The organism is Rhizobium sp. WCS2018Hpa-16, from assembly GCF_031843705.1.
GTDB lineage: Bacteria > Pseudomonadota > Alphaproteobacteria > Rhizobiales > Rhizobiaceae > Agrobacterium > Agrobacterium tumefaciens_C.
On record NZ_JAVTIX010000001.1, the window covers coordinates 612055 to 637492 of the forward strand.

Sequence of the window (25438 nt, forward strand, 5' to 3'; positions counted from 1 at the left end):
GGAAACAAACATGCTTGAAATCATCGACCTGCACGCAAAGATCGCTGATACCGATACGCAGATTATCAAGGGCTTGAACCTGAAGGTTGCGGCTGGTGAAGTGGCGGCTATCATGGGGCCGAATGGCTCTGGCAAGTCCACGCTGTCCTACATTCTCTCGGGCCGTGAAGATTACGAAGTCACTTCCGGTGACATTCTCTATAACGGCGAAAGCATTCTGGAACTGGACGCTGCCGAGCGTGCGGCCAAGGGCATCTTCCTTGCCTTCCAGTACCCTGTGGAAATTCCCGGCGTTGCCACCATGCAGTTCCTCAAGGTTGCCATGAACGAGCAGCGCAAGGCGCGTGGCGAAGCTGAGCTGACAACACCTGACTTCATCAAGAAGGTGAAGGAAGCTGCTGGCGATCTGAAGATCGACATGGACATGCTGAAGCGTCCGCTGAACGTCGGTTTCTCCGGTGGTGAAAAGAAGCGCGCTGAAATCCTGCAGATGGCGCTGCTTGAGCCGAAGCTTTGCGTGCTTGATGAAACAGACTCTGGTCTCGATATCGACGCGCTGAAGATCGTGGCCGATGGCGTCAACGCGCTAAAGTCTCCGGACCGCGCGACCATCGTCATCACTCACTATCAGCGCCTGCTCGATTACATCGTGCCAGATAGCGTCCATGTTCTCTACAAGGGCAAGATCATCCGGTCCGGCGACAAGAGCCTTGCTCTTGATCTGGAATCCAACGGTTATGCCGACATCATCGGTGAAGCAGCCTGATTGGCTGAGGAGAGCGATGTCATGAATATGCAAACAACAAACCGGCAGACGCCAGCGGAAACCGCGCTGATCGAAGCCTTTACCGCCAAGTTCAGCGCGCTTCCCGGTGATGGAAACGTCGTGGCCGCACGCGATGTGCTGTTTGACGATTTGAAGACCGGCGGCTTGCCGACGCGTCGGGTTGAGGCCTGGCACTATACGGACCTGAAAACACTGCTGCGCGGCATTCCCGAAGACGCTCCGGCGCCTTTGATCGAAAAGGCTGCAGCACTCGTTGAAGGCTCGCACATTGCCTATGTGTTGCAGGGCAAGGCCGCCGATTCAGAGATCGAAGGTTTCAAGGTCGAAAACTACGCGGAAAGCCTGACGGATGGCACGGCTGCTGCTGCACTCGTTGCCGCCAGCAAGGATGACGCGATTGGCCGCATCAATGGCAGCTTCGTGCGCGATGGCCTTTCGGTCGTCGTTCCAGACGATGCCATCTTGGTCAATCCGTTGGAGCTTCACGTCACTCATGGCGCCGGGCAGGTCCATAGCCGTTTTCCGGTCCGTTTTGGCAAGGGCTCCAAGGCAACCGTCATCGAGCATCACCTGTCGGTGACATCGGATGCCGCATTCGTGTCTTCGGTCAGCGAGATCGAGGTTCAGGACGGCGCTGAGGCCACATACGTGCTGTTGCAGCGCCAAGGCGCTGCCGATACGCATCTTGGCCAGTTGCGCATTGTGATGGGTGCAGATGCCAAGCTTGCGCTGTTTGTCATCAATGCCGGTGGTAAGCTGGTTCGCCAGGAACTGCGTGTCGATGTTGAGGGTGAGGGCTCTGAGCTTTCCATTCGCGGCGTCAACCTGCTGGGTGGCGAAACCCATACCGATGTGACCATGGTTCTGGGCCACAATGTACCGAACACCAGCTCGACTGAGGTTTTCCGCAATGTGGTGTTTGATCGTGCCAAGGGCATTTTCCAGGGCATGATCCGGGTTGCCCCGGATGCCCAGAAAACCGATGCCAAGATGGCCTGCAACACGCTGCTGATGTCTGACGATGGCGAGTTTTCGGCCAAGCCGGAACTTGAAATCTTTGCAGACGACGTTCAGTGCGGCCATGGTGCGACCGTTGCCGATATCAGCGACACTCATCTCTATTATCTGATGGCGCGTGGCGTTCCACGGGCGAGAGCACGGGCCATGCTGGTCAACGCTTTCGTTGATGAGATCGTCGAAGAGCTTGAAGACGAAAACCTCGTAGCGGCGCTGGAAGAGATCATCGCCAACTGGCTGGAACAACATGCCTGATCGCGAACGCGCCGCAGTGGCCGCCCCTTATGACGTCGAAGCCGTGCGGAAGGATTTTCCGATCCTTTCGCGCGAGGTCTATGGCAAGCCGCTGGTCTATCTGGACAACGGCGCGTCCGCACAAAAGCCGCAGGTGGTGATCGATGCCATCTCGCACGCTTACGCCAATGAATATGCGAACGTCCATCGCGGCCTGCATTTTCTCTCCAATGCGGCGACCGATGCTTATGAAGCATCACGCGAAAAGGTTCGCCGCTTCCTGAATGCCGGATCGGTGGACGAGATCGTATTTACGAAGTCCTCGACCGAGGCCATCAACACGGTTGCCTATGGTTATGGCATGCCCAAGATCGGGGAGGGCGACGAGATCGTCCTGTCGATCATGGAGCACCATTCCAACATCGTTCCGTGGCATTTCATCCGGGAACGGCAGGGTGCAAAGCTCGTCTGGGTCCCGGTTGATGATGATGGCGCATTCCACATCGAAGACTTTGAAAAGAGCCTGACCGAAAAGACCAAGCTCGTCGCCATTACCCATATGTCGAACGCTTTGGGAACTGTGGTTCCCGTCAAGGAAATATGCCGTATCGCCCATGAGCGCGGCATTCCGGTGCTGGTCGATGGTAGCCAGGGTGCCGTCCACATGCCGGTCGATGTGCGTGATATCGATTGCGACTGGTACGTTATGACCGGCCACAAGCTTTATGGCCCGTCCGGCATCGGCGTGCTCTATGGCAAGGCTGACCGTTTGAAGCAGATGATCCCGTTTCAGGGCGGTGGGGAGATGATCCTCGACGTGGGTGAAGACGTGATCACCTACAATGAGCCACCACATCGTTTCGAGGCCGGTACACCGCCCATCGTGCAGGCCATCGGTCTTGGCTATGCGCTGGATTACATGGAAGGTGTGGGCCGTGCTGCGATTGCGGCGCATGAAGCGGATCTAGCGGCTTATGCTGCCGAGCGGTTGCGTGCGATCAACTCTTTGCGCATCATCGGCAATGCGCCCGGCAAGGGCGGGATTTTCTCGTTCGAGCTTGAAGGCATTCACGCCCATGACGTCTCGATGGTCATCGACCGTCGCGGTGTGGCGGTTCGTGCCGGCACCCATTGCGCCATGCCGCTCTTGAAACGCTTCGGCGTGACCTCCACATGCCGTGCATCGTTCGGCCTTTACAATACGCGCGCGGAAGTGGACGCCTTGGCCGAAGCTCTCGAATACGCCCGCAATTTTTTCGCCTGAGGATCAGGACCATGACAACTGAAACAACAGAGCAGACCCCCGCCGTGACAGAAGCACCCGCAAAGGTGTCTTCCATCGCGCCGGATGAGTTGGCGCGCATCAGCGATGATGTGATTGCGGCTCTGAAAACCGTTTATGACCCGGAAATTCCAGCGGATATTTTCGAACTGGGTCTTATCTACAAGATCGACGTCGAAGACGACCGCATGGTCAAGATCATGATGACGCTGACCGCGCCGGGTTGCCCTGTTGCGGGTGAAATGCCGGGCTGGGTGGAAAACGCCGTGGGTGCGGTTGAAGGCGTATCAGGTGTGACGGTTGAAATGACCTTCGATCCGCCATGGACGCCGGACCGCATGTCTGAAGAAGCGCAGGTCGCAGTCGGCTGGTACTGACCGGCACTTGATACCGACAGCTTATGAGACTAGATTCAATTCCATGAAAGCATCGGGCCTTGAACCCGATTGTTGAAGGAGAATGGGCCCATGGGCTTTGCAGTAATGACGATGACCGAGGCTGCGGCTTTGCGGGTCAAGGCAATTGTCGAAAATTCCGGTCCTGACGCCAAGGGCCTTCGTGTGGGCATCAAAAAGGGTGGCTGCGCGGGCATGGAATACACCATAGACCTCGTAACAGAGCCATCCGCCAAGGATGATTTCATCGAATTTCAGGATGCAAAAGTCTGGATTGAGCCATCCGCCGTGCTTTATCTGCTCGGCACTCAGATGGATTTCGAATCGACCAAGATGCGTTCTGGCTTTACCTTCACCAACCCCAATCAGACATCGGCCTGCGGCTGTGGTGAATCGGTTGAGTTGAAGCCTGCCGATCTGGCAGCACTTGCCAAGCAGCGCCAGGAATCAGTCGGCGCTTAGGCGCGTATTGTTGGGAAGGCCCACCCTTTCCTTCGCATGCTCGGGCTTGTCCCGAGCATCTACTACGTCTCGTCCGCCGCAACGTGGGTAGATCCTCGGGACAGGCCCGAGGATGACGGAAAGTGAGCCCCGAGCGGCTATAAATGGCCTCCAGCCGTTTTTAAACAGCTTCCCGCACAGCAATCTCTGCCATGGTCAGTGCGGCTTCCCGTGTTTTTGCTGCCGCAATGAAACGGCCATTGTGACAGAAGGTGGCACCCTCAACGCCGGATGCTGTCTCCAGATCGCCATTTGTCAGTCCGGCCCAAGCGGCAGGAAGATCGGCGCGCAGTTCAAAACCCTCATCGGCACGACGGATACCGGTCACGCACCAGTCCTTGTCACGGGGATGGACGACGAAGAGAAGGTGATCGGCGCCCGCTTTTACCACCGCAGGGCGGAACGGCATGCCGATGGGAAGTTCCAGAACGCGGTTTTCACCGGTCTTTGCAATGGCGTCCAGCACCAGCGTTTCAGCACGAAGTTTTGCGGCCTTCTTGCCAATGCTTGCTTCAACAAAGCTGCGAGCAATCGAAAGCGCTGCATGAAAGGCCAGATCGTCGGCTTCGGGGTCGGTGTTGTCGAACGTCGGTTTCAGTGTTTCGAGCAGCACCGGCAGTGTCAGACCTGCCAACTGTCCAGCCGTGGCAGGGCTCAGCGCACCATTGTCCATGAGATCGATAGGCAGAACGAAGCCCGTATCGAATGATGCGTGGATAGCCTTGATATGCGCCTCCGGTACGCCGGACGCGGCAAGGTATAGATGTCCGTAATGTTTCCAGATCAGGCCGAATGAGCTGTAGGGTTGGCCATCTTCGCGAAGCGGCGCGCCACGCTGGTGGTGGTCGAAAATGCGCGTCTGCGCATCATAGGCACCGCCGACGTCGTAGATGATACGGTCTTCGGCTGGCGTAATCCATTCAGGCGCGCGGCTGCGGACGATTTTCGCCTGCGGAAAAAGCCGTGTGAGGACGACGCTTGAAAGCAATTCATCAGCATGAAAGCCACCCGAATGGGTGACGAGAAAATCCACGAGCATGGGTCGGCCTATCGATTGAAAAGAGATTAATTTTCCGATCAGATACCGTTTGTCCGCCAGCCCCGCAATACTCCATTAGGAGATTGCGGTGATTTCCAGCTCCTGATCGCCAACATACACAGGGTCTCCAACCGCTTTGCCCAGCAACGCCCGGGCAACGGGCGATACGTGTGAGATCGAACCGACCCTGGGGTCCGCTTCATCTTCGCCAACGATGCGGTAAGTCTGCACCCGCCCGTCATCGCGCTCAAAGGTGACCGTGCTACCAAAGGCAACGACGTCGTTGTTTTCAGGCGTGGGCATGGGTTGGGCGGTGTGAAGGCGCTCGGAGAAATAGCGCAGATCGCGTATGTGCGGGCCAGCCAGGCGGCGGCGCTCATTGATATCTTCAATGGCGTTTGCGTCGTCAAAAGCTTTGCGCGCCTCTTCCACCTGCCGGTGCAACGCTTTCAAACCCTCTTCGGTTACCAGGTTGGGATGCGTTGAAACGGGACGATCCGGCAGCTGTGTTTCAGCTGCTGTTTCAGCACTCTCTTCTTTGACAAACGCGACGCTCACTTGCAAAACTCCTTCGATCAACTCTCCTCTATATGGAGATTGGCCGGAGAATGACAACCGGCAGCGTTATTCGTGCCGCAGCGCCTCTATGGGGCTAAGGCTTGCTGCGCGCCGTGCCGGGAAATAACCGAAGACGACCCCGATGGCTGCCGAAAAGCCAAAGGCAAGCGCGATAATGGCAGGGCTGGTGACGAAGGGAACGCCGAGAAAGCTGACGACGGTGTAGGCAAGACCAAGGCCTGTGAGAATACCGGCGACGCCGCCGAAGGCAGACAGCATGACCGCTTCCACCAGAAACTGGGTCAGAACCTGCTTTTCCAGTGCGCCGATGGCGAGGCGAATGCCGATTTCGCGCGTTCGCTCCGTGACGGAAACCAGCATGATGTTCATGATGCCGATGCCGCCAACAAGCAGGCTGACAGCGGCGACCGCACCGAGAAGACCCGTCAACAGCGTCGTCGTGCCGGTCATTGCGGAGGCGATCTGCGCCATGTCGTTCACCGTGAAGTCGTCATCCCGGCCAATCGCTATCCGGCGGCGCTCGCGCAGCAGGTTTTCGATATCCGATTGCACCTTGGCCGTTGAGACGCCGTCCTGCGCGGATACCATGACGCTGGAAATGGTGGTGGTACCACCGATGCGCCGTTGGTGGATTTTCAGCGGCATGATGATCGTGTCGTCTTGATCGTCGCCCAGACCCGACTGCCCCTTGCGGGCAAGCACGCCAATGACGGGGCAGGAGATGTTGCTGACCCTGATCGTCTGGCCCACTGGGTTGGCGGAGCCGAACAGTTCCTGACGCACGGTTTCACCCATGATACAGCCAATCTGGCCACCACGATCTTCCGCGGGCAGAAAGTCCCGGCCCAGTGCCAGCGTCCAGTCTTGCGTCACCAGATAATCATTCGTGGTGCCGATAACGCTGGTGGCGTGGTTTTTGCCACCGTAAATGACCGTCGCAGCCGAGCTGCGGTTGACAGGCGCGACAGCTCTGATGCCGCTGAGTTGGTCCCGCATGGCGGTGATGTCATGATCGTTGAAGCGCTTGGCCTCGGTGCTGGCGCGGCCGGGGCCGAACTGGCCGGGGCGCACGAACAGCATGTTGGTGCCAAGGCGTGACAGCTCGGATTTCACCTGCGCTGTCGTGCCATTGCCAATCGTGACCATTGCAATGACCGCAGCCACGCCGATGACAACGCCAAGCACGGTGAGAAACGAGCGCAAGATATTGCGGCTGATGGCGCGCATGGCAAGGCGTGCGGTTTCAAGAAACATTAAGAGCCTCCTGCCGTTCGGTGGCGCTGTCGGACGCCAGCGTTCCATCCACGAAGCGCAGCAACCGATTGGCATAGGCCGCTATGTCTTCTTCGTGCGTGACCATGACGACGGTGATGCCCTTGTCGCGGTTGAGGGAGGTGATCAGCTCCATGATTTCGGTGCTGGTTTTCGTGTCGAGATTGCCCGTCGGTTCATCGGCCAGAAGAAGGGCAGGCCGGGTCACGATCGCGCGCGCAATGGCAACGCGCTGTTGCTGGCCACCGGAAAGCTCCTGCGTGGTGTGATGTTCACGACCAGCGAGGCCGACCTGCGCCAGCGCCTCCATGGCGCGTGGGCGGCGCTCGGCTGCCTTCATGCCGCGATAGATCAGGGGTAGTTCCACATTCTCGACGGCGGATGTGCGCGGCAAGAGGTTGAAGCCCTGAAAGACGAAGCCCAGCATGTGTCGCCGCAGCAGCGTCAACTGCTCGCTTTCAAACCCACTCGTCGGTACGCCCTGAAACAGATATTCCCCGGCACTTGGTGTATCGAGACAGCCGATGATGTTCATCGATGTCGATTTGCCGGAGCCTGATGGCCCCATGATGGCGACGAATTCGCGTTCGCGAATCGACAGGTTGACGCCATCGAGAGCCCGGATCGTCGCCTCGCCAACACCATATTGTTTGACGACATTTCGAAATTCGATGAGGGGACTTTCCGTCATGGTCATCTCACCTCAACTGCTGCGTTGGGTTGCGTCGGTGATGACCTGATCATCTGGTTTGATGTCGCCGGATTTGATGGCCGTAAACTGGCCATCGGTCGCGCCAGTCTCAACAGGCACAGAAACCGGCGCGTTGTTGCGCAACACCCATACGCTGCGTTTCGTCGTATCTTCAGCCCCACTGCCGCCGCGCTGGCGCCCCATGCGGGGAGGGCGGAAAAGCCCCATCATGCCGCCACCACGCGAGGCCGATTCCCGCGGTGGTGTATATCGAAGAGCGGCATTGGGAATGAGGATTGCATCCTTGACCTGCTCCACCACAATATTGGCGGTGGCCGTCATGCCGGGGCGCAAAAGTAGCTCGGCATTATCAACCGTCAATATGCCTTTGTAAGTAACAACGTTCGAAACCGTTTCGGAAGCAAAGCGCACAGTTTGTATCTTTGCCGGGAAGCTTCGCTCGGGATAGGCGTCCACATTGAATGTTGCGGTCTGCCCCGTCTGCACCTTGCCGACATCTGCCTCATCGATAGCCACCTGAAGCTCCATCTGTCGCAGGTCGCCGGCAATGGTGAACAGAACCGGTGCGTTCAGCGAAGATGCCACTGTGGCACCGGGGTCCACGTCGCGCGTCAGCACCACGCCGTTGATGGGCGACACGATTTTCGCCTTGCCGAGATTGAGTTCCGCAAGCCGCAGATCCGCTTCAGCCGACAGAACCGATGCGCTGTTGACCTCAAGCGTGGCGGCGGCGGCGTCATAGGTGAACTGCGCCACCTCAAGGTCCTGCTGGCTGGAAACACGGCTCTGCACTAGCGATCGCAGCCGGTCCATTGAGGATTTCGCAGAACCCAGATCAGCCTTCGCCTTCAGGACGCTGGCCTTGGCGGAGGAGAGCTTGGCGCGCGCGCTTTGCACATCGGCTTCCAGCTTGTTCGTATCCAGCTCGGCCAGAATGGCGCCTGACTTTACCTCGCTGTTATAGGTCACGTTGACCTTGCGGATGGTGCCGGAAAGCTCGCTGGATATGTCCACCTGATCGGTGGGTTGAACGGATCCTGTGGAGGTCACGATAACTGCCAGATCACCTTTCTTGGCGTCCAGCGTTGTGTAGGTATAGGCGACACTGGCGCCGCCAGCGACATAATAATAACCCCCGGCACCCGCCAGCACCAACAGCGCAACCGTTATATAAAGTGCGCGGCGTGACTTTTTCTTGCCGGTCCGTGACGTGCTGAGAATGTCCCTCAGGTCAGGCTGGGGTGCTGCGGCGTTTTTGCTTTTGCCAGCGTCATCGGGCGTGGTCATGTGGGGTACCTGCAAGACTTGGCCGAGTTCCAGCGATTTCCAAGGGCGATGCCTGAGAACAATGTCGCATATGATGTCGGCGATACGATTTCCATGGATGGGAAGTCGCACAGCTTTAAGGCAGGAGGAAGTGAAATCTTGGTAATGAAGCTGCGCAACCCCGGGTTTGCAGCGTGACGCGGAACACAATTCCGGCACTTTATCCCATTCGCGCATTTCGCGAAGTGGAAAGCCGGGCGATGGTATCGCCCGGCTTCTTGTCGGTTATCAGAATTCAGACCACTCCGGCTCATGCTTGACGGCAGCCGCGCCGCCGCCAAATGCGCTGGCCAGCTTGCGGCCGAGGCTGCGGGCAGGCGAGGGCGCAGGCGTCGAGGCTTTGCTCGCCACACGTGGCTTTGTGGCAGTTACGGTGGGCCGCTGGGCAACGCCGGATTCACCAAGGCGGAATTGGCCGAGCATTTCCGTCAGGCTTTTGGCTTCCTGCGCAAGTGCATGGCTGGCGGCTGTCGATTCTTCCACCATGGCCGCATTCTGCTGCGTACCCTGGTCCATCGTGTTCACGGCCGTGTTGATTTCCTGGAGACCCAGCGACTGTTCACGGGAGGCTTCGGCAATCGCGTGGACGTGCTTGTTGATTTCCTGTACTTCCGCAGCAATCGTTTCCAGAGACTTGCCGGTTTCACCAACCAAGTTGACGCCGGTGCGCACCTGTTCACCCGATGTGTTGATCAGCGCCTTGATTTCCTTGGCGGCATTTGCAGAGCGGGACGCCAGTTCACGGACTTCCTGAGCAACGACGGCAAAGCCCTTGCCCGCGTCACCGGCACGTGCGGCCTCGACGCCCGCGTTGAGTGCGAGAAGGTTGGTCTGAAACGCGATATCATCGATGACGCCAATGATGTTTGCGATCTCTTTCGAGGACGTTTCGATCTGGTTCATCGCCTGGATGGCATTGCGAACGATCTTGCTGGAGTTTTCGGCGCCGTCGCGGGTGCGGACAACCAGTTTGCTGGCCTCATCGGCGCGCTTTGCCGCGTCCTTCACCGTCGTAGTGATTTCTTCCAGCGCGGCTGCGGTCTCCTCGACTGATGCAGCCTGCTGCTCCGTGCGGCGGGAAAGATTGTCTGCCGAGCCGAGAAGCTCGTTTGCACCAGCGCTGATGGCATGCGCGTTGCCGCCAACGGTATTCATCGCGGCATTCAGCTTTGCGATGGAGTTGTTGAAGTTGCGGCGCAGTCCATCCAGATGCGGAACGAATTCATTTTCGATGCGGAATGCTAGATCACCATCGGCCAGACGACCCAGGGCTGTTTCCAGTTCGGTAACAGCGAGCTGCAGGTCCTGCGATTCGCGGGCCTTCTGGCTGTCTCTTTCCGCACGCTCTGCTTCGGTTGCGAACTGTGCGGCATCGGCCTGTTGAGAAAGCTTGGCGCGCTCAATGGCATTGTCGCGGAATACAGCGACGGTTTTTGCCATCTCGCCGATCTCATCCTTGCGGGAGGTGCCAACAACATCGACGGCGGTTTCGCCATTGGCAAGGCTCGTCATGCGTTCACGCAGGCGCGCCATCGGGGTCGTGATTCCGGCATTCGTTACGTAAACAGCAAGTGCAAATGCGACCAGCACGCCAAGGCTGAGGCCGATAATGCTCCATTTGATGGTCGATTCGACGGATGCAGACATCCGATCACCGCCAGATGTCAGAATTTCCATCATGGCCGTGTTGTTGCCGCCAGTTTCGGCAGAAAGCTGCTTCAGAAGGGTGTCGTTCTCTTTGAGAATGGCGGGAATTTCGGCACGGTTTCCAGCGGCAGCAAGGGCGATTACCTTATCGGTGTTGGCTTTCACCGCACTCAGGACTGTCAGAATCTTCTGCATCGTTTCCTTGCGGCTCGGCACGGCAACTCCAATGGACTGGAAGCGCTCAGTGGCAACCTGCATGTCCTTGTCGTATTTCGCTTTAACTTCCTTGTAGACGTCGGATGTGGGGTCCTGCTCAATCAGGCGCGATGATAATGCCACCGCGGTCCATACGCCTGCAGACGCGCGCGCGCCCAAAACTGCAGCCTGGCTCTCATTGGTGATGAAGCCGTGATAGATTGTGTTGGCCTGACTGAAGCGAACGGACATGTACGCAATGCCGGATAATGAAAAGACGCCCAGAAGGACGAGCAAAGAAAGGATTTTTGTTTTGATTCCGAAATTCTCAAGCATTGAGTCCCCCCGTAACCGACGCCTGACAACAGCCGGGATCAGTTAACCGCCCAGTAAAATACAGTGTAATTGAATGGAATGCCGCGATGGCTTCGACGAATGCATCATGCTGTCGGCTCTGAACCGCATCGATTACGCAGACTTATTGGCTCAACCGTTAAAAAGCTCTAAAATGTGAGGTACTAGTTATTGCCCTGAACAGATATCCAGCTTTGGACAGGCATCTGATACTTGTCCGACTAATTTTATTTCTGCTGAAATATATTGCGATGCAAAAAAATGAAAAATTTTTGATTTTCCTGTTGCAGGCGATGGGTGAACCGTGTATCTCCCCAGCATCGAAAGACGGAGTGTAGCGCAGTCTGGTAGCGCATCTGGTTTGGGACCAGAGGGTCGGGAGTTCGAATCTCTCCACTCCGACCACTTTCTTAAAAGCCATCATTTCAATGGCTTGCAAAAATCCCATAAAGTTTCAGTTTAAAATGAATGTCGATGAAGATCGGCGCTTGCGCATTAATATCTGGCTTTACGCCAGATATTGGAAGTAGCCCCATGCGGCAACGAAGAATGCGATGACAGCAGCAACGACCGCCAGTTTGCGCATTTGAGGATTTGGCTTGCGCGGCTGCTTTGGTGGCTCCGGCTTGCGAAATTTAATAACGTTTTCGTTCATCTATCATATCCTTTTCAGTGCTTGCCGATAGAATATGCTTCTCGGGCAGGGCGCAAGACTGGGCTGAAAAATTTCAAGACTTGTGGTTTTTATGGTTTCCGCAACAAGGGTGTAGCGAGCGGCTTGACTTCACGGATGAGTCGGTTCAATTGAGTTTTACACGCGTATCGTTATCGAGATATGATGCGTTGTGGCCAGAAAGAGCGGTAGGCCGCTTGATCGCAAGACCGGAGCAGTTTGGAATGTCTGCAAAAATTTATCGCCCAGCCAAGACGGCCATGCAATCTGGCAAGGCAAAGACGAACCTGTGGGTGTTGGAATTTGACGCTGAGGTTCCGCGCAGAATTGATCCGATCATGGGATACACGACCACGTCTGATATGCAGCAGCAGGTCAAGCTGTCTTTCGAAACGCAGGAACAGGCCGAAGCCTACGCTCAGCGCAAGGGCATCGAGTACCGCGTGATCCAACCCCAGGAAGCAACCCGCAAGGTCGTTTCCTACACCGACAATTTCAAGTACAGCCGCACCCAGCCCTGGACGCACTGAACTATAGAGATAAAGGCCCCTTAGCTCAGCTGGATAGAGCACCTGCCTTCTAAGCAGGTTGTCGCAGGTTCGATTCCTGCAGGGGTCGCCAAACTCCCATATAACTATTTGATTTTATTGAGGGTGCGACCAGTCGGGGATATAGGTGCGACCTACATTCTGTTCGCCAACCGTTCCGACGCACCCCTCGCAAGCTTCTTTTTATCCGCGTCCTTCGTGTACGTTTCGGCCATAGCCAGCCTCTGCCATCCGTACATTGCCATCAACTCATGAGCCGTTGCGCCTTCGTCGGCGGCTATGGTGGCACCCGCCTTGCGCAGCCCATGCGCTCTGCAGACAGTCGGCAAGTCTGCCGCGTCACATTGCTTGGCAAACCAATTCCCAAATGAAGCACCAGTCGTGAACGGCGTCCCTTTTGATGTCGTCAGGAAAGCCAGATCACCTGTCTCTGTCGCGTTGATCGATTCCAGCAACTGTTTGAACACCGGCAGATAAACCCATTGCCCGGTCTTTTGCGTCTTGATGGAGATCACGCCATCTTTCATGTGCTGCTTTCCGACCGACACGACATCGGAACGGCGCAGCCCGAGGAACAAAAGCAAATCAATCGCCAGCCTGGGCTTTGTCCCGACCTTGTGAAAAGCGCGATACTTCTCCACCTGATCCACGGTCCATGTGTGGAAGCCGTCAGATTTCACCTTTACCTTGCTAACGCCTATCGTCGGGTTGACCTCGACATGACCGGCCTCGACTGCCCACTTGAACAGGTGGCTCATGGTTTTCAGAAAACTGTTCGCCGCGTTCGGCGTTTTAGCGCGCTTGTCAAGCCCAGCCTTTATCTTGCGTCTATCAAGATCGCAGAAAGGACCATCAGCGTTTTTCGGCTCTGCCAGCATCTGCTTCAAAATGTTGTCTCTTGCTCTCCGCGTAGACGGGGCAAGAGATGCAAAAACTGCACTCTGCTTATATTGATCAACCAGCCATTTGAACGATCCGGTCTTCGGACGCGCTTTTCCTGCCGTGATGGCAGATGACCCGGTTAATGCCGCCTCATAGGCCGCGTTGAACTCTGGAGTGCCGTAAGTATCCGGCAGCCTGACGCGCTTACCCTTCCGCTTGAAATACCAAACGAGTGTCCCGTGACGGGTTGTTTCGTGCGACAGGAACGGTTTGCGGGGCATGTCCTTCATCAGAGGTCAAACCCATCATACTTCGCAACCGGCTCTGGCTTGTGGATAGCGGGGATATCGGGGGAAACTCCAAACTTTTTCCCATCCACTTCTACCCATGCGGAAAGTCCCGTCTCTTTTACGACGGCAGCCATGCGCCGCCACTCGGCTTGCTTGATAAGCGCTTTGGCTGTCATCCTCGGCTACCTCCAGCGCAGAGAAACTCAATTTCCTCGAAAGTGGCGCGAAGGATTTTAACCTCGCTGGCTTCCGCGCCTTCAGATGTCATGGAGTTGGCAAGCGCCTGAAGGCTATCCATGTGCTTGTCCGCATAGACAAGCTGCGGGTACAGCTCTTTTGATCCGACCGTTAGGTTCTTGATCTGCCAGTAACCGTTCGGCCAACGAGATGTCAGCATGACCATATTGCTTGGTTGCTGTAGTGAGCGCAAAATTGGATCGTTCATCCCTCACTCCTTTCCATCGCAGCTTTGCGGGCATATGAACCCAGCCCGACAATTGATCTGTCAGACAATCTCGCAAGCTTTACAATTCGCTTGGCAGACGCCCCAGACGAAAGCGCGGACTTGATGCGTCCGGCACGTAGAGAGCTTGAGGAAATATCCGAAACGTCGAAACCAGCGTCTTTCGCTCTTTTCTTTACGATCAGAGACACTGCCTGATCAGATATTGGCTTATCGCTCAGATGGTCGCCTCTGGTTATCCTGCGGAAGACCGGGCCCGAGGTTAGGCCTGAAGCTGAAACCCATTCCCGAAGCTTGTCTGCTGGCCTCAAGTGTGTTCCGTTCGGGATTTGTTCGCCAAGCAAGAAAACCTTATCGCCATTGATAGAGATATCCTGGCATTGGATTGCCGAGACGTTTGAACGCTTCAGAGCCTTGGTGAAGGCAAGCAAGATTATTGCAGCATCGCGTTTGGCGGCTAGCGTTCTGGTACCCATCACACGCAGTATCTCAGCAATAGAGTTTGGAGACAGGGGAGCCTTCCGAGCAATAATCCGATCTTCCAGCAATCTAGCCGATGCCAGCTTAGCAAGTACGACTTTGCTCTCGGTCGGGCATGGGTGGCCGTCCCGCCGGTGGAGCCAAGCGATTGCTGACATGTGGCGAGTGATCGTAGACATCCGAAGGCCTTTTGAGGACATGCTGTCTATGAAGGCGCATGCAGTTTCTTCTGATGCTGGGAATGCCACGCGTACTGTGCTCTCGCACCATGATGAGAATATCCGCTCTGTAGTTTCATAAGACTGGATAGTGGATGGGGAAACTCTCATTTCCAATCCTCCTTCCATCCGTCGAAAACTTTTTCATACCGATCTTTTCTCAACCCCACCTCTTTCTCTAGTTCGGATAGAGCCGATATGACTTCGCGCATCTTCTCAGATGCATTAGCGATGTATGATAAGGTTCCATGCTCCAGAACGCGAGATTTTGCCTGCGCTACGGTATCATCCCCGCACATATCCGGGGCATAAGTGACGGCCCAATCGTTCAACGCCTGCAAAACGACAGCGCACTTTCCCTGTATTTCGCTCATGGCTTTTCCTCCAGCTTGGCGGCGGGTGCTGCGGCACGGATAACCCGGTCGAGTTCGGCGGCTATTAGCGCCCCTGCTTTTTCAAGGTCGCGCTGTCGGTTTGTTGGCTTCCACCAATCTTTGGGCCACGGCCACGCGCCCGGAGCGTCATCTACGTCCATGCCATTGTGAAGAGCGTAGCAAGCCGCAGCTTCTAAAAGTTCACCGTTCGTATATTTGTCGTCATGTGTTGGCGTCCATCCTTCCTTTTCGATTTGGCGGCGGCGCTCGGCGGCAATTGATTTTACGCCGGGGCTCTCCGAAAAGGCGTATGAAGAACCAAGGCGGGAAAGCCCCACATCCTGCACCCGTGCGGAAAGTTCGGCTTCAGCCTTCATGGCGCGCTGGTGCATTGTGTCGAATGCTCCAAGCCAAGCTCTTGACCTGTCATCGTCGGTCCACTTCCCAACGTCAGGCAAAGCGGCTACGGATGGCGCGGGCTGTGGTGGGCCAAATATTGGGAACATTCGAACGCCATCGACTTTCGAGTGTTTGAACATCAGATCGTAAGGATAACCGGCAGGAAGCTCATCTTCGTAAATCCACGCCACCGGCTCCGCGTCCGTCGATAGGGCGGACTCAAGGGCGCGGATAGCCTCTTTGATCAGGGGGGCATATCCGGCGTCTGGATGCCATTGAACATGTTGCCGAAGCTTCTCCAGTGTGTCAGTTACCATGGGTGTCTCCAGTGCTGGAAAGGGTGGCTCCGATATATCCGGCCTCTTTGGCAAGGCGCTCGTTATCCTCTCGCAGCCGCTTCACCTCGGCCTCTGCTGCCTCAGCGCGATGTGCGTTTTCTGCAAACCGTATATTGTTTGAAGCGTGATCCTGGTTCTGCGCTTCAATGATTTCCGTTGCGTCCTTGAGGTCTTGGCGCAGTTCCTCGTTCTCGCGCTGCAAGCTTTCGAGGGTGGGACGCATGGCATCTAGGTCGGCACACCAATCGGACAACTGACCTAGGCGGTTATATCCGCTGTCGTAAGCATGTCCGATCTTCTCGCGCAGTTCTTCCAGTGCCTTCTTGATTGCTGTGATCGTATCTGCGGTCATCACTGGACGCTCCTCTTCCACAGGACTTTGCCCGCGCTATCCTCGATCGAAGTGATATGATCGTTCAGCGTGCCGTGATCTTCCGGCTTGCACTTCTCGCTGGGCTGGATCGGATACCAGCCCGTCGCCGTGCGCATGATCCAGATCGTGTCCAGAAGCTTGGTATCTGCGGTCATGCCAAACCCCTCGAAGGTAAGCGGTCAGCAACGGCAAGCCCGCTGATAATCCGAGCGGTTGCCGTGGTGGTGGCCTCGTGTTCATCGTAATCGCTCCACAGCCCAAAAAGGGTGTTGGCGAGTTCATGCGGGTTGATGCCGACTGAGTCCCAAAAATCCCGTTCGCTCATGGTGTGCTGGCGGGCATGCTCTTCCACGCAAAGGGGCAGGGCAAACCGATCTGGTGCTTTGGTACCGCGCCCGCGCCCGTAGTGGCCGTGCCATGCGTTCGCATAGGACAGGTGGGCCGCTTGCACGTTGTTGCGTCCAGTGACCACGCAGGGCAGCGTGTGTAGCCAGGCCAGATATGGGCCTCGCTTGGCTGGTCTAGCCTTCGGGATCGGCTGGCAATCAATTTTCCTGATTTCGTAGGCCATTACACATTCCCTCCCAGCGCTCGGGTCATCTCATCCCGCTTGCGCTTTAACCACGACAGGAAACCGATCTTGTTGCGGAACTCGTTGACCTGTCCGGCGGCAACACGCTGCTGGCGCTCTGCCAGACGGGCGTTGATGATCGGCTCGAACGGATCTGGCTGCTTGGCTGGCTTCTTCCGCTTGTGAGCGCGTACGGTGATCTCTGTGGTGGTCATGCTGCCACCTGCGCGATCTGGTCGATATTGCCGTGATGGACGGTAAAACTGTAGGCAACCACCCATGGGTTTGCTTCCCATGCTCCAGCGCCGTTGATGCTGTCCCAAAGCCGGTGATACCATGCGACCGGTGAGAGGTAGGTGCCGGGCGCGACCTTGACCATTGGCCCCGTCATCGTCTGCTCGCCGGTGATATCAGCGCCCTCGGCAATAGCGTCAGACCCGCTGATGTCCTGTAGACGCTCTACCCGCACATCGGTGACGGTAAGCGTCAGGCGCGAAGCCCAACGGGGCATGTGCATGGCTTGGCGGTTCTTGCCTACCCACTTAGGCGGTTCCCCTTGTGGCCCGGCATTCCAGTCACCGGGCTCCCATTTTCCGCTTGCTTGATTTGCTATCGAGCCGCCCGCATCAAAGAAAACAGTCATCGCCCGAGGGCGAAGCACAGGCTTCCCTTTGTGCGACTTCGCGGGGGAATGATCGTCATACTTATTCGAAACACGCCAATGCTCGCGGACATAGAGCCGGTCGCCGACGTCAATGCGGAGCTTGTGGCATTTCCCATCCTTGCCGATGTAGGAACCTGTGGTGCCAATCAAATGCGGCTGCGGGTTGAGTATGCGCCGTGTCTGTGTCTTCGTGCCAGCCAGCAACGCCCGGATCATCGGTGCGCTGAATAGGATAGGGCGATCAGCCATTTGCGGAACCTCCGATATCTGCCGGGGAGCATCCCAAACCTTCAGCGTGGAACTCGGCAGCCGATTCCAGGCTCACCTTGTTGTTCGCAATTGCTCGGATGGACTGGCTGATGGAACGGGCCTTTTCCTTGCTGGCATCCGAGAGACCGATCAGCTTATCCTCGGCCCATCCCTTTTCGATTTCCTTCAAAGTGGCCGGTGAAACCTTTGTGTTCGCCGCCATGGGCAGCATATCCCGCGCATAGCTTATCAGGATTTCACGCTCTGTTTGATTGGAGGGCGAGGCGGCTGGAGGGGTTTCCACCTCGCCCTCTGCTGGCTGGGTGCCAGCGTCAACCGACGAAGCAGGGGCGGTTTCGTCGGTATCGGTGTTGTCGAGTATCTCGCCGGTCTGGAGATCGTGATCCGGGCCGGTATCGGCAGCTTCGCGGCCAAGCTCTTCCACGTCCACGCCGGTAATGCGGCATAGGATCATCATGGAGTCTTCAAAGAACTTGCGGAAACGGGCTTCGTCCAAAGCGTTGAAAGCGATGCTGCCAGGGCGAACGAACATCTGACCGTTGACGGTGCTACCAACGTCGGTGATGCCCAGTGCCAGCTTCAGGGCGTCGGCAGCTTCTTCCTTGTCTTCCCACGGTGTGTTGCAGGTTTCTACGACCTTTGAGAGGATCGCCCAGAACTTGCGCAGGAGATCGGGATTGCGACCTTGCCAGAACGATACCTGAATAACCGCGCCATTCTGGTAGCTCGACAAAGCCTCCTGATCGAAAGCAGAGGCGGGAACGAGGCGCATTCCCTCAACCCGCATACGGATTGGAACTTGACCTGATCTGCTCATAGCGAAACTCCCAAGCGCTTGAGGTTCTTGTTCTTGAGCGCGACTGCCAGCCCTTGGCGAACGTCATCGCCTTCCAGCACAGCCATGGGGTCGCGGGCGGTCCAAATTTCCTCAAGGTCTTCGGCAGATTGCGCGGTACCAAGTTCGCCTTTGATCATCTCAACGAAATCATCAACGTTCAAATCTTCGTCCGATGGCTGATCAACGTTATCGGCCTTGAGGTCTATGATTCCGCTGCCTTCCTCAGTCACTTCATCGGACGGTGGCTCTGGTGGAGTTGGCGGCTTCGGCGGCGTTACATCTCGCATCTCGGCAATCTTCGAGCCTTCGTCCTCATCATAGATGCCGGAGAAGCCGAAAGCGTAGCGCGCCGCTTGGATCATGGCCTTGTGACGAAGCATTCGATGCTCCATCTTCCATGGATCTGTGCTTCGCTTGCACTCGGAAAGGTATTCGGTCACCGTGACTGGCCGACCGCGATCCTTCCGATACATGCGGCAAGTGCATGAAACGAGTTTCTTCTGATCGTCATGCTCGAACTCAAATTCGAAGCCATCGCAGGCCGGATGAGAATTGACGAGGTTCACCCAGCCATCGATCGCAACGATTGGAACGATACCGCCGCCCTTGGCTGGGAAGGCATAGATTTCTTTCACAACCGGGTTTAGATCGTATTCGTTGGCAACCAGCATCAGAGCCGCAAACTGCTCGTTGGTGTGCTGCGCTGGCATTACGGTGGCGCGGACGGTCTTTGCAAACTGATCAGCATCCATCTGGTATTTGGCAGCCATCGTCGCGATAAGGGACGTGCGCGGGGCAGCTTCGGTCTTTGCAACAGCATTCATCGGACGTTCGCCTTCTCTTCAACGGTGATACCTGGGATATTCGTGCGACCGGCGTCGATGGCGCGCTGTGCCAACTGGCGAAGCGTGTCCTGCATCGTGGGGTGGTCGCACATGTAGACAGCGAGAGCCTTCCAGTCGGTGACCTCTTTCAGAACGGTCTTGACCTGAACGCTTGCTGCCTTGCCGTAGGTCGGCTTAATCGACGCTGGAGCAACTTCTGCCTTCGGCGCATCAATCACCCCAACGTCGGCTGCTTGCGCGTTGGTGGCTTTCTCTGCGGCAAGGCGAGCCGTTTCAGCATCACGCTCTTTCTTGCGCTGCTCCTGAAGCTTTGCAGTCTCGAACGTGCCGATGGCATCGCGAACCTTGTTGGCGCCTTCCTTGGCCTTCTTGACCAGAGGCTGCCACTTCTCATCCACGGCCTTACTGGCCTCAAGGTGAGGTGCCTTTTCCTTCACGCGGACTTTGTCAGCCTGATTGGAAAGCTCATTGAGGCGGTTGCGGAGAGACAGAGCCTTTCCGGCCGTCGCGTCGTCGCTGATCGTTTTGTAGGCTTCCATGCCCTTGAGCGCGTTCGCGATCTGGTCGCGTAATTCCTCGGTCTGGTCTGCATCGCCAGAGTTATGGCCGGCAGTCGCTACCTGCTCGGCAACGACGGCGTCCTCATCTGGAAATGGCTTGCCTTCAATCGCGCCGTCATAATCAGCGCGGCTGATCGGATGCGTCCGGCAGAAATTCCAGACCTCAGCAGGATCGACTTCGCGACCAGAGCGATAAGCCACCCAATTGCCGCTATCCTCGTCAACCCAGATGGCGACAGGCTCCCACTTTCCGCCCTTGAAACGGGTTCGGTAAAAGCCTTGCTCTGGCTGGCCTTCGTGCATTGGGCCAAGGTTGCCCTTGAGCGCATTCTGCCACCAAGCCCACCGGCCCACGATGCTATTGGCGAGATTCCCAATTACCTGTTCCATGCGAGATTTTCCTGACTGATGAGGCCGATACGTTCGTAGGCCGGGGCGCCGTAGAAGACCCAAGCGCCGGTGAAGATCAGAGCGACGAGAAGGCCGGTAATCATTCGGTTGACGCCTTGGCGGATCTCGGATCGGGTTTCCTGAGACCTGCGATTCAGATCACGGATATTGCCGAGGCGAATGTCGAACACGGCGTCGGCTTCGGCTTCTGGTGTTGGGAAAGCGTCCATCACGATCTGGCCTCCTGAGCGGCGAGCGCTGGAGAGTATGCGAGTGCTCGAAGCTTGGCGCGCATCGTTGGAGTGTTGCGGATCACAGGGCCTGTATCGCCGTCGATGACACCGGGCTTTGGATCAGCGGCCATAGGCTCGACAAGAGCACGGCTGATCGGAAACCGGATAAGCGCACCATCCTCAATCGTCGTGTAATAGGCCCCACCCTCAAGAACGTCTTGTTCCGTGTAGTCACCGGCCCACACCAAAGGATAGGCATAGTTCGCATTGTTTGGACGCCAGAACGTGACGTATGGTTTGCTATTCCATTCCTTGCGGAGATCGCATATCAGGAACGGGCCTTGATTGTTTTCGGTGCTGTCTGCCATTTGTCCTGCCCCTTGATTGCGCGGGTAAAGCGTGGTGGGTGTGGTTAGAGATCGTAAGTGCGACCGCACTCTTTGCATTCGAAGAAGCCGTCTTCGTTCTGGAAGTGTTCGGGCTTCTTGCAGCCGCTCTCGCGACAGGCCATACGCCACGAGTGACGCGCATCGTCTTCGGCGATCGCCCGATCCATTATCTCATCGGCAAAGTCGCTCATTGGCTTCCCTCGCCTTGGCTAGAAGGGAAAACCCACGGTGGAACGAAGACACGCTTTGGGCCAAACCCTTCTGTCAGGAAGCCTTCTTCTGGCCATTCTGATACAGCGTCGGTGCCTTCGGTGAACCGAGTTCGAACAACTCCATCGCTGATAGAAACGACCTGATAAACCTCAAGGTCAGCGCGGCTTGTCGTGTAATAGTCGCCCGCTTTTGGCTTCCATTCTCCAAACTGATAGAAGCGATAGGAAAGGGCTTCGAGCTTTTGCTGATGGGTGAGTTTCGCCAATTAACCAGCCCCTCTCAATCGGGAACTACGGGTGTTAAACCGTGTTCCTTCATGGCTTCGTTGTAGGAATAGACATCAGTGCAGGTCCGGTTGATTGCCTCTGTAGAAGACATTCCCTCAGCCATTTTTCTTCGAACAACAGGCAGATTTCCGGACTCTCTGGCCTTCATTTCTTGGTATGTTTCGAGCGCTCTGTTCATCTTTTCTCTCCCTCTGGGTTAGGGTTGCAATGCGGGGTTGAGAGCTCGGCGAGAGCATCTCTAATTTCTTTCTCAACAGGGATGGGCAGCGCTCCATGATCGAGCGCGATCTGCGCAAGTTCTCGCAGTCTCGTGGTAGCTGTATCGAAAACTTCTGCCGCTTCTTGAGCAACCAGCCAGGCATCATGGCGAGCGGCTTGGTATCCCGCATCGTATTCCTCGCTCGAAGCTGGATGAAGCTTGAGGGCTTGTATGTCGTCTGCAATTTTCTGGATGTTCATTCCCTATTCCCTCTTGGTTGCCATCGGAGTGATCGTGGACGGCTAGCAGATGTTCTTGCCGTGCCCGCAGATGCCCTGAAGGCCGGTAGGCTTCGAGTTCACATCGAGCCTATCGATCTCCTCCAAAGCCTCCTCCAAGGTCGATGCCATGCCGGACTGGATTGCCGACTGCATCGCGGTACGGGCGATCTTGAGAGACTTCTGAAGCGCGATGATCCGGTTCTTGTCCGACTTCGTGCTCATGGCCGAACCTCGATGCCCTGCTGTGCGTGGTTCCATGTGCCTTTGTTGCGCAAAGCGTTGTATGCGACCGAGACAGCTTTCTCGTCGTCTTCCGCTTGTTCCCGGCGCGCATCAGCGCAACGCTCTTTCCATGTGCGAACGTCGAAATCGTCAGCAATGGACTGGCCCTTCTTGGCAACGAAGTCGTACAGATCGACGCCAACGACATCGCATTTCTCCGAAACCGTCTCGTCAATCAGAGACTGGATTTCCTCGGCCTTGTAGAACCGCACAGGCGTCTCAAGCAGAACCGTGTCGCCGTCATTCCAGCGAACGGTGATGAGAAGCATTTCGTCGCGTCCGATTGTGTAAGCTGGCTTCGTCATTGTCCTCATCCTCATTGGTTGAGATCGTGTTGGGGGCGGGTCAGGCGGCGAGTTCGTCCAGATCGACGCCAATCTGCTTGAGCAGCGCCTTCTTCTGATCGTCATTGAGAAGCTTGCCGTTGAGCAGCGCGTTAAGCGTCTTTTCCCCGAGGTTGAGGTACTTCACCGTCTTGGCCCGCTCATCATCGCCCAGATCGACGGTGATGTTCGTGAGGATGCGGCCGTGTTCGATACGGTGAACGGGGTTATTTTTTGTGCCGTAGCTACCAAACCCGGCCAAGTCATAAGCAGCCTTTGCACGGTCGCTTTTCTGATAGGCTTCGAGGATTTCAGTCTGGATTTTAGCGACCTCTTTATGGGCTGCTTCAAGACGCTTCCAAGCCGCGCCATCAAAGTCCGAAATGTTGACTTTGAACTCAATGTTCTTGGTGTCTGCCATCGTTCCCATCCTCATCCGGGGTTCTGTTTCCGCCTTCCGTTTCGCTCTGCCTTGCGGGGCGATGCGGTGGGCTGATGACTACGGATAATATGCGCAAACGGATAAATAGCAATAGAGAAAATGCGCAAACGGATAAAATAAATTGCCGAGACGGATAATCGCGGATAATGTCTGGGTGTGAATTACCCGCAAGAAGGCATTGAGATGAGTGCGTCCGCAGTGAAATGGGCAAGCCGCCAGACGATTGAGGATCGAACCTTAAAGGATGTCCTTCGTGTCTTGGCCGCCTTTGCCAAGAATGATGTTTGCCAAAAGCTTCAGCCGCAAATTGCCGACGCCGCTGGGATCAAGGAGAGAGCGGCAAGGAACGCTTTGCTCGCATTGGAAGGGTTTGGCCTGATCCAGCGCAGCCGCCGCTTGGACTGGGCAAAACGAGGCCGTCCAGCCGATACCATCAAGCTTTCAACGAACCGCGATTTTTGCATCACAAAGGAAATGATTATGGCTGCACGTTCTATGGGACCAACCGGCATATCTTCTTGGGACCAACCGGCACCAAATGCCGGAGCGCCCACGCATGAAAATGGCGGTTCGCTATATAAGGAACGGGCGCGCAGCGTTTTAGTGGAAACATTCACCAAGCCATTATCTGTTTCGACCCGCGTTCGCTTTGATGGTCAAAGAGAAAAATGGAGAGCGTCTGTCACGGCTGCTGGGATAACCATGGAGCTTGGACGGTTCGATGGCAGGGGTGAAGCCGAGGACTATGCCGATCAGTCTGAGAAAGACATTTGCCGCACATCCAGCATGAAAGCGGGTACGCCGTCGTTTCCGATTATTGACCCTTCAAAAGCAAATCTTGATGCGCCACACATAGGAACGTGGCTGTTTGGGTGTGACGGTGAGGAACCCGATGAGAACGGCGCTGGCGAAGCCAGTGCTTTGGGTCAAGGGACGAAGTTCCTTGCGGGTTTGGGCGGAGCCCATGATCTAACTGAGTATGACGCTGGGCGCGCGTGAGGTCAGACCAAGTTTCCTTGGATGCCGCCGGTATTGCCGATCTTTTTCAGTTGAGAGCGCGGGATCACAGCGAAGATTTCGCCCACCCATTCCAGGCTGACGTTTTCGATGGGGGCGGCATTGAAGGAAACCAGAGTTATCGGAGAGCCACGCATAATGGTTTTCAGGAATCGCCGGCCGTCAGATGTTCTTACTGCTGCATCATCTCCAAAAAACGCTGATATGGGCTTCTTCTGATCGCGATAGACGACGAGAACGTGGCCGTCCTTGTAGACCGGCAGCATCGAGTCTCCACGCACCTCAAGCGCCATCATGTCGTCTGGCAAGGGGAATGGGACGTGGATTTGGTCTAGCCCCTCGGGCGGCACCTGCTCGAACTCGGGAAGGATTTCGGCACCAGCGCCGATGTAGCCCATAAGTGGGACAGCGTGCCAACCACTGCTGTTTGTGGCCGGACCTTCCAAAGCGATACGCTCATATGCCTCATTGATCGCATCCCGCCTATGCCCCTCGGGTTCAGACCCTGCAAGCCACCGGTTAACGGTGGACTGAGACACCTCGAAATGCTCGGCAAGCTGCATCTGCTTCCAGCCGCTTGCCTTCATGATCGCACGAACTTTTTCTTGGATCTTTGCCATGTCCAAACGCTAGCGCCACATGCGGATAAAGAAAAATGCGTTCACGGATAAAATCCGCTTGCAAATAATCCGTTTGCGCATATTATCCGTGTCTATGAGCACAATGAAGCACATCCGAAAGAACGTTTTTAAAGTCAACCAGGCTGAGTTCTCCTCTCTCGCTGGCGTGACGCAAGCAACTGTGTCCCGCTGGGAAAATGGCGGGGCTCCATCCCTTGATGAAATGAAAGCGATCCGTTTGGCCGCTGAGAAGCGGAATATCGAATGGGATGACCGCTTCTTTTTCGAAGCACCTGAGGTGACAGCATGACCGATCAGATAGTCGACACGTTCAAGCTTACCCCACCTCTTGATGACCGTAATAGCGACATGGGGGACGTATGCCAGTGGCTCGTTCAGGTCATGGACAAAGGGGATAAGGCTCTCCCGTTCGTCGTCAGTGTTTTCTCGTCTTTCTTGAAATATGGCGGTCTTACTGACCGGCAAGCCGAAAGCCTCATGGACGTTTTTTTCCGCGTCCAGAAGCAGTTCAACGAAAACCGTCTGAACATTCAAGGGTGCATTTCCGAGATTGAGTCCGACGGCCCCGCAAATGTTGTGACGTTCTCCGACGCCAAGAAGCTGAGGAAGTAGATC

General features: G+C 56.2%; 40 protein-coding genes and 2 tRNA genes. 11 read left to right on the top strand and 31 right to left on the bottom strand.

Annotated elements, in window-relative coordinates; genetic code table 11:
* Positions 1–10 precede the first annotated feature (10 nt).
* The 5 genes from sufC (at position 11) to sufA (ending at position 4177) form a co-directional block, all read left to right on the top strand.
* Positions 11–766 carry a Fe-S cluster assembly ATPase SufC gene (gene sufC / locus RQI55_RS02955; RefSeq protein ID WP_042615991.1) on the top strand — a complete coding sequence of 252 codons (756 nt, stop codon included), beginning with the start codon at positions 11–13 and terminating at the stop codon, positions 764–766.
* Between the two features lie 21 nt (positions 767–787).
* Positions 788–2059, top strand: coding sequence for a Fe-S cluster assembly protein SufD (gene sufD / locus RQI55_RS02960; RefSeq protein WP_192064010.1), 1272 nt, complete (start codon positions 788–790; stop codon positions 2057–2059).
* A complete protein-coding gene (locus RQI55_RS02965) occupies positions 2052–3302 on the top strand; it encodes a cysteine desulfurase (RefSeq protein ID WP_311272236.1) in 1251 nt (416 codons plus the stop codon). Before sufD ends, RQI55_RS02965 begins: the two co-directional genes overlap by 8 nt.
* A gap of 11 nt (positions 3303–3313) precedes the next feature.
* Positions 3314–3697 (top strand): SUF system Fe-S cluster assembly protein, encoded by a 384-nt coding sequence (locus RQI55_RS02970; RefSeq protein ID WP_243255682.1) that lies wholly within the window; start codon positions 3314–3316, stop codon positions 3695–3697.
* 90 nt (positions 3698–3787) lie between these two features.
* A complete protein-coding gene (gene sufA, locus RQI55_RS02975; RefSeq protein WP_243255684.1) occupies positions 3788–4177 on the top strand; it encodes a Fe-S cluster assembly scaffold SufA in 390 nt (129 codons plus the stop codon).
* A 160-nt stretch (positions 4178–4337) separates the two neighbouring features.
* On the opposite strand, the gene RQI55_RS02980 is transcribed toward sufA, so the two are convergent.
* From RQI55_RS02980 to RQI55_RS03005, 6 genes are all read right to left on the bottom strand, one after another.
* Positions 4338–5255, bottom strand: a complete 918-nt coding sequence (locus tag RQI55_RS02980) for an MYG1 family protein (RefSeq protein WP_243255685.1) — start codon at positions 5253–5255, stop codon at positions 4338–4340.
* Between the two features lie 75 nt (positions 5256–5330).
* The gene (greA, locus tag RQI55_RS02985) at positions 5331–5813 is read right to left on the bottom strand and encodes a transcription elongation factor GreA (protein ID WP_243255687.1); all 483 of its coding nucleotides are present in this window, start codon (positions 5811–5813) and stop codon (positions 5331–5333) included.
* A gap of 66 nt (positions 5814–5879) precedes the next feature.
* Positions 5880–7088 (bottom strand): ABC transporter permease, encoded by a 1209-nt coding sequence (locus RQI55_RS02990; RefSeq protein WP_243255689.1) that lies wholly within the window; start codon positions 7086–7088, stop codon positions 5880–5882.
* Positions 7078–7797, bottom strand: coding sequence for an ABC transporter ATP-binding protein (locus tag RQI55_RS02995; RefSeq protein ID WP_243255691.1), 720 nt, complete (start codon positions 7795–7797; stop codon positions 7078–7080). Before RQI55_RS02995 ends, RQI55_RS02990 begins: the two co-directional genes overlap by 11 nt.
* A 12-nt stretch (positions 7798–7809) precedes the next feature.
* On the bottom strand, positions 7810–9105 hold the full coding sequence (locus tag RQI55_RS03000; RefSeq protein WP_192064002.1) for an efflux RND transporter periplasmic adaptor subunit: 1296 nt from the start codon (positions 9103–9105) through the stop codon (positions 7810–7812).
* Positions 9106–9372: 267 nt separating this feature from the next.
* A complete protein-coding gene (locus RQI55_RS03005; RefSeq protein WP_243255692.1) occupies positions 9373–11322 on the bottom strand; it encodes a methyl-accepting chemotaxis protein in 1950 nt (649 codons plus the stop codon).
* A gap of 346 nt (positions 11323–11668) precedes the next feature.
* Between RQI55_RS03005 and RQI55_RS03010 the strand changes: the two genes are divergently transcribed.
* Positions 11669–11745 (top strand) — tRNA-Pro (locus tag RQI55_RS03010).
* 103 nt (positions 11746–11848) lie between these two features.
* On the opposite strand, the gene RQI55_RS03015 is transcribed toward RQI55_RS03010, so the two are convergent.
* Positions 11849–11995 carry a hypothetical protein gene (locus RQI55_RS03015; protein ID WP_192064000.1) on the bottom strand — a complete coding sequence of 49 codons (147 nt, stop codon included), beginning with the start codon at positions 11993–11995 and terminating at the stop codon, positions 11849–11851.
* 242 nt (positions 11996–12237) lie between these two features.
* Between RQI55_RS03015 and RQI55_RS03020 the strand changes: the two genes are divergently transcribed.
* Positions 12238–12543, top strand: coding sequence for an ETC complex I subunit (locus RQI55_RS03020; protein WP_243255693.1), 306 nt, complete (start codon positions 12238–12240; stop codon positions 12541–12543).
* 14 nt (positions 12544–12557) lie between these two features.
* Positions 12558–12634, top strand: a tRNA-Arg gene (locus RQI55_RS03025).
* Positions 12635–12695: 61 nt separating this feature from the next.
* Here the strand turns inward: RQI55_RS03025 and RQI55_RS03030 are convergent.
* The 23 genes from RQI55_RS03030 to RQI55_RS03140 form a co-directional block, all read right to left on the bottom strand.
* Complete coding sequence (locus RQI55_RS03030; protein WP_311272235.1) at positions 12696–13439, bottom strand: tyrosine-type recombinase/integrase; 744 nt, start codon at positions 13437–13439, stop codon at positions 12696–12698.
* Between the two features lie 293 nt (positions 13440–13732).
* Positions 13733–13909 (bottom strand): hypothetical protein, encoded by a 177-nt coding sequence (locus tag RQI55_RS03035; RefSeq protein WP_311272234.1) that lies wholly within the window; start codon positions 13907–13909, stop codon positions 13733–13735.
* Complete coding sequence (locus RQI55_RS03040; RefSeq protein WP_311272233.1) at positions 13906–14178, bottom strand: hypothetical protein; 273 nt, start codon at positions 14176–14178, stop codon at positions 13906–13908. The genes RQI55_RS03035 and RQI55_RS03040 overlap by 4 nt, the downstream gene beginning before the upstream one ends.
* On the bottom strand, positions 14175–15005 hold the full coding sequence (locus RQI55_RS03045; RefSeq protein WP_311272232.1) for a hypothetical protein: 831 nt from the start codon (positions 15003–15005) through the stop codon (positions 14175–14177). The genes RQI55_RS03040 and RQI55_RS03045 overlap by 4 nt, the downstream gene beginning before the upstream one ends.
* On the bottom strand, positions 15002–15268 hold the full coding sequence (locus tag RQI55_RS03050) for a hypothetical protein (protein ID WP_311272231.1): 267 nt from the start codon (positions 15266–15268) through the stop codon (positions 15002–15004). Before RQI55_RS03050 ends, RQI55_RS03045 begins: the two co-directional genes overlap by 4 nt.
* A complete protein-coding gene (locus RQI55_RS03055) occupies positions 15265–15984 on the bottom strand; it encodes a hypothetical protein (protein ID WP_311272230.1) in 720 nt (239 codons plus the stop codon). Before RQI55_RS03055 ends, RQI55_RS03050 begins: the two co-directional genes overlap by 4 nt.
* Positions 15974–16357: a hypothetical protein gene (locus tag RQI55_RS03060; protein WP_311272229.1), complete on the bottom strand. Its 384-nt coding sequence runs from the start codon at positions 16355–16357 to the stop codon at positions 15974–15976. Before RQI55_RS03060 ends, RQI55_RS03055 begins: the two co-directional genes overlap by 11 nt.
* Positions 16357–16533, bottom strand: coding sequence for a hypothetical protein (locus RQI55_RS03065; RefSeq protein ID WP_311272228.1), 177 nt, complete (start codon positions 16531–16533; stop codon positions 16357–16359). The genes RQI55_RS03060 and RQI55_RS03065 overlap by 1 nt, the downstream gene beginning before the upstream one ends.
* Positions 16530–16949 carry a DUF968 domain-containing protein gene (locus RQI55_RS03070; protein WP_311272227.1) on the bottom strand — a complete coding sequence of 140 codons (420 nt, stop codon included), beginning with the start codon at positions 16947–16949 and terminating at the stop codon, positions 16530–16532. The genes RQI55_RS03065 and RQI55_RS03070 overlap by 4 nt, the downstream gene beginning before the upstream one ends.
* Complete coding sequence (locus RQI55_RS03075; RefSeq protein ID WP_311272226.1) at positions 16949–17164, bottom strand: hypothetical protein; 216 nt, start codon at positions 17162–17164, stop codon at positions 16949–16951. Before RQI55_RS03075 ends, RQI55_RS03070 begins: the two co-directional genes overlap by 1 nt.
* Positions 17161–17862: a hypothetical protein gene (locus RQI55_RS03080; protein WP_311272225.1), complete on the bottom strand. Its 702-nt coding sequence runs from the start codon at positions 17860–17862 to the stop codon at positions 17161–17163. Before RQI55_RS03080 ends, RQI55_RS03075 begins: the two co-directional genes overlap by 4 nt.
* Complete coding sequence (locus RQI55_RS03085; RefSeq protein ID WP_311272224.1) at positions 17855–18700, bottom strand: hypothetical protein; 846 nt, start codon at positions 18698–18700, stop codon at positions 17855–17857. Before RQI55_RS03085 ends, RQI55_RS03080 begins: the two co-directional genes overlap by 8 nt.
* A complete protein-coding gene (locus RQI55_RS03090) occupies positions 18697–19545 on the bottom strand; it encodes a recombinase RecT (RefSeq protein ID WP_311272223.1) in 849 nt (282 codons plus the stop codon). The genes RQI55_RS03085 and RQI55_RS03090 overlap by 4 nt, the downstream gene beginning before the upstream one ends.
* A complete protein-coding gene (locus tag RQI55_RS03095; protein ID WP_311272222.1) occupies positions 19542–20516 on the bottom strand; it encodes a hypothetical protein in 975 nt (324 codons plus the stop codon). The genes RQI55_RS03090 and RQI55_RS03095 overlap by 4 nt, the downstream gene beginning before the upstream one ends.
* A complete protein-coding gene (locus RQI55_RS03100; RefSeq protein WP_311272221.1) occupies positions 20504–20749 on the bottom strand; it encodes a hypothetical protein in 246 nt (81 codons plus the stop codon). Before RQI55_RS03100 ends, RQI55_RS03095 begins: the two co-directional genes overlap by 13 nt.
* The gene (locus tag RQI55_RS03105; RefSeq protein WP_311272220.1) at positions 20746–21117 is read right to left on the bottom strand and encodes a hypothetical protein; all 372 of its coding nucleotides are present in this window, start codon (positions 21115–21117) and stop codon (positions 20746–20748) included. Before RQI55_RS03105 ends, RQI55_RS03100 begins: the two co-directional genes overlap by 4 nt.
* A 44-nt stretch (positions 21118–21161) precedes the next feature.
* Positions 21162–21329: a hypothetical protein gene (locus RQI55_RS03110; protein WP_311272219.1), complete on the bottom strand. Its 168-nt coding sequence runs from the start codon at positions 21327–21329 to the stop codon at positions 21162–21164.
* The gene (locus RQI55_RS03115) at positions 21326–21616 is read right to left on the bottom strand and encodes a hypothetical protein (protein WP_311272218.1); all 291 of its coding nucleotides are present in this window, start codon (positions 21614–21616) and stop codon (positions 21326–21328) included. The genes RQI55_RS03110 and RQI55_RS03115 overlap by 4 nt, the downstream gene beginning before the upstream one ends.
* Before the next feature lie 14 nt (positions 21617–21630).
* Complete coding sequence (locus tag RQI55_RS03120; RefSeq protein WP_311272217.1) at positions 21631–21816, bottom strand: hypothetical protein; 186 nt, start codon at positions 21814–21816, stop codon at positions 21631–21633.
* Complete coding sequence (locus RQI55_RS03125; RefSeq protein WP_311272216.1) at positions 21813–22097, bottom strand: hypothetical protein; 285 nt, start codon at positions 22095–22097, stop codon at positions 21813–21815. Before RQI55_RS03125 ends, RQI55_RS03120 begins: the two co-directional genes overlap by 4 nt.
* 42 nt (positions 22098–22139) lie before the next feature.
* Positions 22140–22340: a hypothetical protein gene (locus RQI55_RS03130; RefSeq protein ID WP_311272215.1), complete on the bottom strand. Its 201-nt coding sequence runs from the start codon at positions 22338–22340 to the stop codon at positions 22140–22142.
* Positions 22337–22705 (bottom strand): hypothetical protein, encoded by a 369-nt coding sequence (locus RQI55_RS03135; RefSeq protein WP_311272214.1) that lies wholly within the window; start codon positions 22703–22705, stop codon positions 22337–22339. Before RQI55_RS03135 ends, RQI55_RS03130 begins: the two co-directional genes overlap by 4 nt.
* 40 nt (positions 22706–22745) lie before the next feature.
* Positions 22746–23144 (bottom strand): hypothetical protein, encoded by a 399-nt coding sequence (locus RQI55_RS03140; protein ID WP_311272213.1) that lies wholly within the window; start codon positions 23142–23144, stop codon positions 22746–22748.
* Positions 23145–23321: 177 nt separating this feature from the next.
* On the opposite strand from RQI55_RS03140, the gene RQI55_RS03145 reads away from it, so the two are divergent.
* Complete coding sequence (locus RQI55_RS03145) at positions 23322–24164, top strand: hypothetical protein (RefSeq protein WP_311272212.1); 843 nt, start codon at positions 23322–23324, stop codon at positions 24162–24164.
* Positions 24165–24166: 2 nt separating this feature from the next.
* Here the strand turns inward: RQI55_RS03145 and RQI55_RS03150 are convergent, their stop codons facing one another.
* On the bottom strand, positions 24167–24802 hold the full coding sequence (locus RQI55_RS03150) for an XRE family transcriptional regulator (protein ID WP_311272211.1): 636 nt from the start codon (positions 24800–24802) through the stop codon (positions 24167–24169).
* Positions 24803–24905: 103 nt separating this feature from the next.
* On the opposite strand from RQI55_RS03150, the gene RQI55_RS24195 reads away from it, so the two are divergent.
* Entirely contained in the window at positions 24906–25112 is a 207-nt protein-coding gene (locus tag RQI55_RS24195) for a helix-turn-helix domain-containing protein (protein WP_409233677.1), read from the top strand.
* Positions 25109–25435: a hypothetical protein gene (locus RQI55_RS24200; protein WP_409233678.1), complete on the top strand. Its 327-nt coding sequence runs from the start codon at positions 25109–25111 to the stop codon at positions 25433–25435. Before RQI55_RS24195 ends, RQI55_RS24200 begins: the two co-directional genes overlap by 4 nt.
* Positions 25436–25438: the final 3 nt, after the last annotated feature.